This window comes from Asaia sp. W19, from assembly GCF_003994335.1.
Classification (GTDB): domain Bacteria; phylum Pseudomonadota; class Alphaproteobacteria; order Acetobacterales; family Acetobacteraceae; genus Asaia.
The window spans coordinates 1-10,270 of sequence record NZ_PNQZ01000103.1 but is presented as its reverse complement, the minus strand read 5'-3'; the positions used below and the strand labels follow the sequence as shown (position 1 = coordinate 10,270).

9 protein-coding genes are annotated in these 10,270 nt (G+C 60.1%); all 9 read right to left on the bottom strand.

Annotation, left to right across the window (positions count from 1 at the left end; translation table 11 throughout):
- Nucleotides 1–28 precede the first annotated feature (28 nt).
- On the bottom strand, nt 29–928 hold the full coding sequence (locus C0V97_RS16790) for a DUF4349 domain-containing protein (RefSeq protein ID WP_158625350.1): 900 nt from the start codon (nt 926–928) through the stop codon (nt 29–31).
- A 279-nt stretch (nt 929–1,207) separates the two neighbouring features.
- On the bottom strand, nt 1,208–1,732 hold the full coding sequence (locus C0V97_RS16785) for a gluconokinase (RefSeq protein WP_127101462.1): 525 nt from the start codon (nt 1,730–1,732) through the stop codon (nt 1,208–1,210).
- A complete protein-coding gene (gene rpiA, locus C0V97_RS16780) occupies nt 1,729–2,448 on the bottom strand; it encodes a ribose-5-phosphate isomerase RpiA (RefSeq protein WP_127101464.1) in 720 nt (239 codons plus the stop codon). The genes C0V97_RS16785 and rpiA overlap by 4 nt, the downstream gene beginning before the upstream one ends.
- Nucleotides 2,441–3,190, bottom strand: a complete 750-nt coding sequence (gene pgl, locus C0V97_RS16775; protein ID WP_127101466.1) for a 6-phosphogluconolactonase — start codon at nt 3,188–3,190, stop codon at nt 2,441–2,443. The genes rpiA and pgl overlap by 8 nt, the downstream gene beginning before the upstream one ends.
- Before the next feature lie 129 nt (nt 3,191–3,319).
- Complete coding sequence (locus C0V97_RS16770; RefSeq protein ID WP_127101468.1) at nt 3,320–4,174, bottom strand: HAD family hydrolase; 855 nt, start codon at nt 4,172–4,174, stop codon at nt 3,320–3,322.
- Between the two features lie 29 nt (nt 4,175–4,203).
- Entirely contained in the window at nt 4,204–5,751 is a 1,548-nt protein-coding gene (gene zwf / locus C0V97_RS16765; protein WP_127101470.1) for a glucose-6-phosphate dehydrogenase, read from the bottom strand.
- Nucleotides 5,752–5,883: 132 nt separating this feature from the next.
- Nucleotides 5,884–6,879 carry a phosphogluconate dehydrogenase (NAD(+)-dependent, decarboxylating) gene (gene gnd, locus C0V97_RS16760; protein ID WP_023978565.1) on the bottom strand — a complete coding sequence of 332 codons (996 nt, stop codon included), beginning with the start codon at nt 6,877–6,879 and terminating at the stop codon, nt 5,884–5,886.
- A 91-nt stretch (nt 6,880–6,970) separates the two neighbouring features.
- Nucleotides 6,971–9,838, bottom strand: a complete 2,868-nt coding sequence (locus C0V97_RS16755) for a bifunctional transaldolase/phosoglucose isomerase (protein WP_127101472.1) — start codon at nt 9,836–9,838, stop codon at nt 6,971–6,973.
- A 157-nt stretch (nt 9,839–9,995) separates the two neighbouring features.
- A partial coding sequence (locus tag C0V97_RS16750; protein WP_408860502.1) for a transketolase-like TK C-terminal-containing protein occupies nt 9,996–10,270 on the bottom strand: 275 nt, incomplete at its 5' end.

Here is a 10,270-nt window from a genome sequence, read left to right as displayed (position 1 = left end):
GGGCAATCGGAATCACCCGTGGCCTGCCTCAGTTTCGGCTGAACCATCCTCGGCGCCACAGCCCATGTAACACCAGGAGAGAAAGGAGAATGAGCGGCCCCCAGACGATGACCTGCACAAGGAACACCCAGAGATCGGCCAGGTTCTCCATGAAGAGTTGCCGCGTCTTTCGCAGGCTCTGACGGAGTGGGCTCACGACCTCGCGCGCGCTCTGATAGGTGACCGTAACCTTCTCGGTATCGATCTGACGGGAGAGATCCGCCCGTTCCTTCTGCGCGGCCTCCAGAGCGCTTTGGGTTTCAGAAAGCTCTTTGGCGATCTTGATCAGATCATCCGTGCGCCCAGCGCTCTGTCCCTCGAGCGCCTCCAGCCGGTCGCGATAGGTGGTGAGCTGTGCCAGTCGGCGCTCAACATCTGTCACGCTGCCATGAAGGTCGAGTTCGTTCGTGTTCGCATTGCTCGTCACGACGTCGTCCAGCCGCTCTCCCGGGAGGATGGCTCCGGCCACTTTCAGGAAAGCCTCGATGCGCTCATGTGGAAGACGGGCGGAGATACGGGCCTCATGTGTAAATTCGCCGGGGCCGCTTTCCTCGGTCTCCATATTCGCTGAGACGAGCGCGCACCCCTCCATACCGAGACATAGATCGCGCAGATGGGTGAAATGCGTCGACACCTTCGTCGAAGGGACGGTCATTGTCAGGGTGTGATCATAAGCAATATCGCTTCGCCCGGCCTTGAGCGCGGCCGGTATTCCTGCGAAGCGGGCCACACCGAACGACCCCACCGAGGGGGCTGGCATGGGCACATCCAGTGAAGCCGTGCTGTCCGTATGGCGATGCTTGCATCCGGTCAGGATGAGCACACAGGCCGATATCGCGCCGAGCGCGATCAAGCGCGCAACTGGCCGCGGGGGTGTCGGGAGCATCATCGCCTCCATCCTTTATTCAAATCCGTCCCAGAACAGATACGATAACGCATGACTAAGGGCTGAAATGAGGCGTGGATGGCGTGTCTACCGCAGCGATTTCGTGCCATGGCAACCGCACGTGGCAAGGACCCCCCCAATGCGAGTTATCCCCAGATTCAAGGAACAACTCTGCGGATCAGGATGTGCATAAGCTGTTGGTATTCGGGGACAAAATGATCCGGTCGGGTGTTGGATCGATCCAGTTTTCGCAACCGGATCGATCCCTCATGGCTATACGGCTCAGGCTTTGCGGGCTTTGAGCGCCTCTGTCAGCTTGGCCATGACGATTTCAGGCGTCCCCGCGCTATCCACAGTGATGACATTCTCATCCGCTCCCGGCGGCTCAAGCGTCGCAAGCTGGCTTGGCAGCAGGCTCGGCGGCATGAAATGGCCGATGCGCTGCTTGAGGCGCTCCGCGATCGTGCGTTCGCTTGTCTCGAGATAGACAAAGGTCACGTCCAGCCCGTTGCGCAGCGTGTCACGATATTTGCGTTTGAGCGCAGAGCAGGTCAGGACCCCGCCAGTCGCCTCATGCGTGCGCAGCCATTCATGACAGATGCGCAGCCAAGGCGCACGATCGGCATCATCGAGCGGAATGCCGCTATGCATCTTGTCGACATTCGCGGGGGGATGAAGGCTGTCCCCCTCCTGAAACGGCGCCTTCAGATAGGCGGCGAGCCCTTGGGCGACGGTTGTCTTGCCGCAGCCCGAAACCCCCATGACGACGAACAGGCCGGGCTTTGCCCCGCAAGACGCCCCACTCATGCTGTCAGCCTCTGCAGCCCCGAAGCACCGGCAACCAGCACCTCGGAGGTGATGTCGAGGAAGAGTCCGTGATCGACCACGCCCGTGATGGAGATGATACGATCAGCCAGAGCACGCGGCTCCTCGATGCGCTTATAATCGCAATCGATGATGATGTTGTGATTATCGGTCATATAGAGCGAGCCATCTTCCTTGCGACGCGGCACACAAGACTTTGCACCTGTCTTGCGCAGCAGGTTTTCGACACGCTCCCAACCCCAGGGGATGATCTCGACCGGGACCGGCATATGGGTCCCCAGATCCTTAACGATCTTGCTCTCATCAACGATGACGATGAATTTGCGTGCAGAAACCGCAACAATCTTCTCACGCAACAACGCGCCGCCCCGTCCCTTGATCAGAAAAAGGGAGCCGGTCTGGACCTCATCCGCACCGTCAATCGCGACGTCCAGATAGGGATCATCCGAGAAATTCGTGATGGGGATGTTCAGGCTCTGTGCCTGAGCTGCGCTTGCTTCCGAGGTTGGGATAGCCCGGATCTTGAGCCCCTCGCGACGGACGCGCTCACCCAACGCGTCGATCATGAACTCTGCCGTGCTGCCCGTCCCCAGGCCAACGGCCATACCGTCCTCGATATAGGCAATCGCGTGAGTCGCCGCCTCACGCTTGAGCTCGGCAACCCGCGCAGCGGCGGTATCAGTCGGGGCGTCAGTCATTGGACAGCCCTCCCGCGGCCGCCTTGTCCACCAGGAAAACAACCTCGCCTTCCGACGTGATATGCGCGGCCGGAAGCGCTTCCTCACCCGCCCGGACACGCGCCAGCATCTCGGCCTTGCCAGCCCCTTCGATCAGGAACACAACGGCGCGGCTCGAATGAATGGCGGAGTAGGTCAGCGACACGCGGTCATGCGGCGCGTTGTCAGGTGTGCAAGCGGCGACCCATTTGTCACGCTCCTGCAGAATGGGCTGACGCGGAAACAACGAGGCCGTATGACCGTCAGGCCCCATGCCAAGCATCACCACATCGAAAAGCGGCTTTCCCGGGATCAGGTGATGGCTGCCATAGAGGTCCTGCAACGCATTCTGATACCAGACGGCATCCTGCGCGGCTGTGCCATCGGCTGGGATGGGATGCACGTTCTCTGTCGGCAGATCGACATGCTCGAGAAGGAGCTCGTCCGTCATGCGGAAATTGCTGTCCTCATGGGTGAACGGCACATGACGGTCATCGCCGAAAAACACATGGGTATGGCGCCACGGAAAACGCGAAGCGTATTCGGGTTCAGCCATGATCTTGAACAGGCGCTTAGGTGTCGACCCACCCGAAAGCGCCATGACAAACGGACCTTCCTTCTTGGCCAGCGCCTGATCGAGCAGCCACTGCGCCATTTTCCGGGCGACAGCCTCGCCATCCTCCAGAATTACCACGCGGGCAGAGGTCACATCATGTCCACTCATATTCTTCAATCCTTCCTGTCAGGCCAGCATCGGCTCCGCTGGCCTGTCTGGCAGGGTCACCCTCAACGGGCCGAGCCCTGTCTTGTCTGGCAATAAGTGCCTGGCGTCCCCAAGCCCGCGGGTTGGGCCTCAGGGCGCGCGCGGGAGAACGAATTGCTCCATTGCTTCGGCCCAGCCATCGGCGTCGTTTCGCCCCGTCGTGACATGCGCATGCGCGCTGACTTCGGCAGAGGCATTCCCCATGGCGATTCCAAGCCCTGCAATGCCGAGCATCGGCACATCATTGGACATGTCACCAATGCAGGCAACCTCCTCCATGGGAATGCCTAGACGCTTGGCCAGAGCCTTGGCCGCAAAGCCCTTATTGGCATCCTTGTGGGTGATATCGAGATAGTAATCCGAAGAGCGGTGTACGCTGGCCTGACCGGTCAGCATGGCACCGATTTCTACTTCCATACGCTGAAGCAGCGCCGGATTGCTGCTTGCTGCCATGATCTTGCCGACACCGCCGAGATACGGCCCGAAATCCGGCACAACGACCGGCTCGATTCCAACGGATTTACGCTCATGCTCAACGTAATAAGCTCCGGGATCACGAATCAGCCAGTCATGGTCACGAAACAGCCATGTGTCGATCTTGTGCACGGATAGCGTGTCACAAGCCGATTGCACGGTCGATTCGGAAAGGACCAGGTGAGACAGGATCTCGTCATCCGGGCTGACAATGAGCCCGCCATTCAGAGCGCCGAAGGGCGTCTTGAGAGCGAGCTCATGGTGGTAGCGCAGGATGCCTTCGGCGGAACGCGAGCTGACGAGACAGAGCGCAATCCCGGCCTCAGCCAGCTGCTTCGCGGCCTGATGGGTCGAGGCGGCAAGCTTTTTATCAGGGCCGATAAGCGTGCCGTCGATATCGGAAACGACAAGGCGTATCGTGGACGCCATAGGCGGCAACGCTGCGTGAATGGCATCCAGATCGACAGTCATGACATCTCCTTCTTGGGTGTGAGATTGGTCTAGTTGTTCAGGTCCAGCCAGCGACGACCGCTGCGGGCCAGCAGTTCATCAGCTTCACGCGGACCGTCAAGACCACCCGGATAGAAGCAGAGCGGCGATTTATCGGCGATGTTCTGGGTGAAGGCGGGCTCCACGATACGCCAGCCTTCCTCGATGGTATCCGCGCGCTGATAGAGCGTCTGGTCACCGATCATGCAGTCATAGATCAGCGTCTCGTAGCCGGTGCTCGGGCCTTCGCTGAACCAGTCGGAATAATCGAATTTCATGCGCACACCGCCCAGACGCACGGACGGCCCCGGTACCTTTGCCGAGAACTGCATGGTCACGCCTTCAGTCGGCTGAATATGCAGCACCATGATATTGGGTGTGAGCTTGTCGACAGGCGTGTCACGGAAGAGAGCGAACGGTGCCTGTTTGAAATGGATGGCGATCTCGGTCTTGCGACGACGCAGGCGCTTGCCCGTCCGCAGGTAGAACGGCACGCCGGCCCAGCGCCAGTTATCGATACGCAGCTTCATGGCGACATAGGTTTCGGTCTGGCTGCCCATGGCGACATCAGGCTCCTCGCGATAGCCGCGAAGCGCCTCAGCTTCGTCCCCCACCCCGAAAGACCCGCTGACATATTGCCCGCGCACCACCTGGGAGAGGTCGATAGGCTGGATGGCACTCAGCACCTTGGCCTTCTCGTCACGCACGGCCTCGGCATCGAAGGAGGTCGGGGCCTCCATCGCAACCATGGAGAGAAGCTGCATGAGATGGTTCGGCACCATGTCGCGAATGGCACCGGTGCTCTCATAGAAGCGGCCACGGCGCTCCACGCCCACGGTTTCGGCTGCTGTAATCTGCACGTGATCGATATTCTGGCGGTTCCACAACGGTTCGAAAAAGCCATTTGAGAAACGCAGGGCCAGAATATTCTGGACGGTTTCTTTTCCGAGATAATGATCGATACGATAGATCTGATTTTCATCGAGTGAGCGCAGCAGGCGAGCGTTCAACGCCTTTGCTGATTCCAGATCCGCACCGAAGGGCTTCTCGATGATGACACGACGCGAAACCGTATCGGTCTGGTCGGCAAGACCTGATTCTCCGAGAAGATCGACGATGGGCCCGAAGAAGCGCGCCGCTACAGCAAGGTAGAATACGGCAGAACGATCGCCCAGGCGTTCCTTGAGTGCCTCGAAAGTCGAGAGCTCCTCAAAGGAGCCGCGCAGATAGGTGATGCTCTGCGAGAGGCGATCCCATACATCCTGACGCAGCTTGGTGGCATTGGTACCACGCTTGCTCACGAAGTCGTCCAGGGCGCCCTTGAGCTGTTCCAGAAGCCCCTCGGTCGTCATCTCGGCCCAATCGACCACGATGATCGAGAAATCCTCGCTGAGCAGACCGGCAGAGTCCAGATTATAGATAGCAGGGACCAGAAGTCGTTTCGTCAGATCACCGCCACCGCCAAAAATGACCATGGAGCCTGGGGGCGCCTGGCGAACCCCGCGCGATGTCTCGTTACTGGACAAAGCCGCATGTGCAGGAGCGGAAACGTCGACCATATGACAAACCTTTTGAGTCGATAATCGGAAAGCCGGAGTGCGAGCGGGAGCGAACAAGCTCCCGCTGGCATTCAGGCAAACAGTGTAGAGAAAAAAAAAGGGCCGGGACCAGTGCGGTCCCGGCCCGAATTCTCACTTCTTCTCGACGTGACCGCCGAAGCCGAAGCGCATCGCGGAGAGAATCTTCTCCGCGTAGTTGTTGCCCGAACGCGAGCGGAAACGCGTGAAGAGCGAGGCCGTCATGACCGGCACCGGCACCGATTCCTCGATGGCGGCTTCGATCGTCCAGCGACCCTCACCCGAGTCAGCCACTTCACCCGAGAACTCGGAGAGGGATTCGTTCTTGGCAAGCGCATCGGCCGTCAGGTCGAGCAGCCAGGACGAGACCACGCTGCCACGACGCCACACTTCGGCGATATCGGCCATGTTCAGGTCGAAGCGCTGGTCTTCCTGCAAAACCGGCGAGTTCTTCGACTTCATGACGTCGAAGCCTTCGGCGAAGGCCTGCATCATGCCGTATTCGATGCCGTTATGGACCATCTTAACGAAGTGACCCGAACCGGCCGGACCACAATGCAGATAGCCTTCCTCGGCGCGGGGATCGAGGCCTTCACGGTCGCGACCGATGGTGCGCACAACATCGCCCTTGCCCGGTGCCAGCGCCTTGAGGATCGGATCAATGTGGTCGGCCGAATCCTTGGTGCCGCCATACATCATGCAATAGCCGCGATCGAGGCCCCAAACGCCGCCAGACGTGCCGACATCGATATAGTGGATGCCCTTTTCCATCAGCTCATGGGCGCGACGGACATCATCCTTGTAGTAGCTGTTGCCACCATCGATCACGATGTCGTCCTTGCCGAGCAGGCCGCGCAGTTCCTGCACGCAGGCTTCGGTGATCTCGCCGGCCGGCAGCATGACCCAGACGATCTTGCGCTCCGCCGAAAGCTTGCTGACCAGATCGGCGACAGAGTTTGCAGCGATCGCACGGCCCTTTTCGGCACGGTCGAACGTCTTGGTCACAACTTCAGGGGTGCGGTCAAACAGCACAACGTCATGACCATGACGGGTCAGGCGCACTGCAATGTTGCCACCCATACGGCCAAGGCCAACAATACCGATTTGCATCTCTAAAACTCCTGCACAGTCTTCCTGTGCCCTCTAACTATCACGTCAAAAAACAATCCGCCCCGTTTGAGCGGGGCGGATTGCGTCAGTCTCAGACGGCCTTCTTGATGACCGTCGCCAGTTCGGCGAGGCCAGCTTCGAGCGGTCCCTTGATATGCACGCGCAGGGCGCGACGTCCGCGCTCTGACAACACGTCGAAATCGCCGCGCGCCTGGGCTGCCTTCACGACACTGAAGGTGAAACGCTCACCCGGCACGGCGAGATCGGCATGATCATCCGCCGTGATCTGCAGGAACACGCCGCTATCGGGGCCGCCCTTATAGGCCTGGCCGGTCGAATGCAGGAAGCGCGGTCCGAACTCGGCTGCCGTCGCGACCTTGAGTTGGTCACGCAGGTTGAGGCGCACGTTCTGGATCCACTCACGTGTCTTCAGATCGCGTTCCACATAGGCGAGAACGCCCACATAATCACCGGCCTTCACGCGACCGAAATGTGCCTTCAGGATCGTCAGCGCATCGCCGCCGCCAAGGGCCTTCGCATTGGTCTCGTCAGCAAAGAACTCGAACGCACCCGAGGTCGCGAACGGCGTTTCGGCAGGGAGCTTGCCCGTCTCGTTAAAGGCGGTCGTCAGCTTCTTGGTCTCGATCTTGCTGAACTCGACATCCGGCTGATCAAACGGATCGATTGCCAGCACCGAGCCTGCGACAGCCGTGGCATATTCCCAATGGAAGAATGCCTGGGCGATATCGAGCTTGTCAGCCAAGTCGATCGTCACAACCGGTTCACCAGCGGCGGCGAGAGCGGCGATAGCCTTTTCCTGGTTCGGGCAAGGCGCATCCGTCAGGCGCAGATAGGCGAAGACGCGATCCTTGCCGTAGACGCCCGGTGCACCGAGGGTTTCGTCATCGATCGGGATCAGGCCGGTGCCCTTCTTGCCGGTCGACTCAGCCAGAAGCTGCTCGAGCCACGCGCCAAGGTCATAGATCGCGGGTGAAGCGATGATCGTCACCTTGTCACGACCGAACTTCGTTGCGGCCGCACCGAGGATGGCACCGAGCTGAAGCGCCGTATTCTGCGCCGGCGGGGTGCTGGCCGAGGCGCCCTTTACGGAACGCAGAGCCGATTCGAGGAACGCACGAACGTTCAGACCGGCGGCGGCTGCGGGGACGAGACCGAAATTGGAGAGCACGGAGAACCGGCCACCAATCTGCTTCTCACCGTAAAAGATCTTCCAGAAGCCATCGCCCTTGGCCACCTGCTCCATATGCGAGCCAGGATCGGTCACGGCAACGAAGTGCTTGCCGGGGGCCGAGCCGAGCGCCTTTTCGGCAGCGGCGAAGAAGTAGGCCTTCAGGATGTTCGGCTCCAGCGTGCCGCCCGACTTGGACGAGACGATGAAGAGCGTCTTCTTGAGGTCAACCGCATTCTCGAACGTCTTGACCTGCTGCGGGTCCGTGCTGTCGAGCACGTGCAGCTTGGGGAAGCCTGCGATCTGACCGAACGTCTCGGCAATCACCTCAGGACCGAGGCTCGAACCGCCCATACCGAGTAGCAGCACATCGCTGAAGCCCTTGGCCTTGACTTCGCTGGCAAAGGCTTCGAGCTCGGCGACATGAGCCAAACGCTCATCGACGATATCGAGCCATTTCAGCCAGCTGGCTTCATCGCCACCAGTCCAGACAGAGGCGTCCTTGGCCCAGAGCTTGCGGCCCTTGCCGGTCTTGCGCCAGTCTTCGAGAACCGCGTCAGAGGCGGCTTTCAGATCGGCCGGAAGGTCGGCCTTCTGCTCGATCAGTTTGGGCCCGAGAAACGTGGCCTGCTTGTTTGCTACCGCCCCAAGCAGCTGGTCGAAAGCGTCGCAGAACGAAGCGCAGCCTTCTGTTACAAGGGTCTTGGTGACGCCATCGAGGTCGAGGCCTAGCTTGGCCTGCTGCTCGAGCACCTTGAAAGCATCTTCCACGTTTTCAGTCAGGCTGGCGCGCAGCTTGCCATGATCACGAAAGGCATCGAAGGTTGCGGGCGGGATGGTGTTGACCGTGTCCTCACCGATCAGCTCTTCAACATAAAGAACGTCCGAGAAGGTCTTGTCCTTGGTGCCCGTCGAGGCCCAGAGCAGACGCTGCGGCTGAGCGCCAGCAGCAGCCAGCTTCTTCCAGCGCTCGGAAGCGGTCACTTCGAGATAATGCTGATAGGCAACCTTGGCGTTCGCGATGGCAACCTTGCCACGCAGAGCCTTCAGCGCCTCGGCATCCTTGTCGCCTTCCTTCACGCGACGGTCGATGGCCCCATCGATCTTGCCGTCGATGCGCGACACGAAGAACGACGCCACGCTGGCGATCTTGCTGATATCCTTGCCCGCTGCATGACGGATCTCAAGACCCTTGATGTAGGCTTCGAGAACATTCTTGTAGGCTTCGAGCGAGAAGAGAAGCGTGACGTTGACGCTGATGCCTTCCGAGGTGACTTCCTGGAATGCCGGAACACCTTCAGGCGTGCCCGGGATCTTGATCATCAGGTTTTCTTCGCTCACGGCAGCCCACAGACGACGGGCCTCGTCAGCCGTGGCCTTGGTGTCGAAAGCAAGATAAGGTGACACTTCGAGGCTGACATAACCATCGAGGCCCTTGGTCTGCACGAAAACCGGGTGCATGACCTTGGCGGTCGCCTTGATGTCGGTGATGGCCAGTTTCTCGTAGAGCTCACCGGGGGAGAGGATTTCCTTCGCCAGCAGATCCTTGATCTGGGCGTCGTAATCCGTGCCGTAGCCCATCGCCTTTTCGAAGATGGCCGGGTTGGAGGTCACGCCACGCAGGCCGTCCTCGTCCACAAGCTTCTTCAGGCTGCCATCGGCAGTATAGGATCTCTGGATGAAGTCCAGCCAGGGTGACTGGCCAAATTTGGAAAGGTCACGCAGCGGGTTCCCGCTTGTGGCGGCACCCTGCTTCTGTTCGACGTCCATGACGTACTCCTGTCTGTCCACCTGACGAGCTCCACAGGGACGCTCGCCTCAGCTCAGGTCGGCCTTCCGACCCTGACCTCATAGTGAGGGGGCCAAAGCACGCTAGGGCCCCGAAAGGCCCGACCGCCGAGGAAGCGGTCAGGCCCCGGTAGTCGTCTTACTTGCGGGCAGCCTGCTCGCGAGCCGCATCGTAAACCTTCTCCGGCGTGAAGCCGAACTTGGTGAGAAGGCTCTTGAGCGGTGCGGAGGCGCCAAAGCTGTTCATCGCAATGATCGAACCGCCGATGCCGGTGTAACGATCCCAGCCGAAAGCAGCAGCCTGCTCGACAGCCACACGTCCCTTGACGTCCGGCGGCAGCACACTGTCCTTGTAGGCCTGGTCCTGCTCTTCGAACAGGTCGAAGGACGGGAAGGAAACCACGCGGGCCTTGA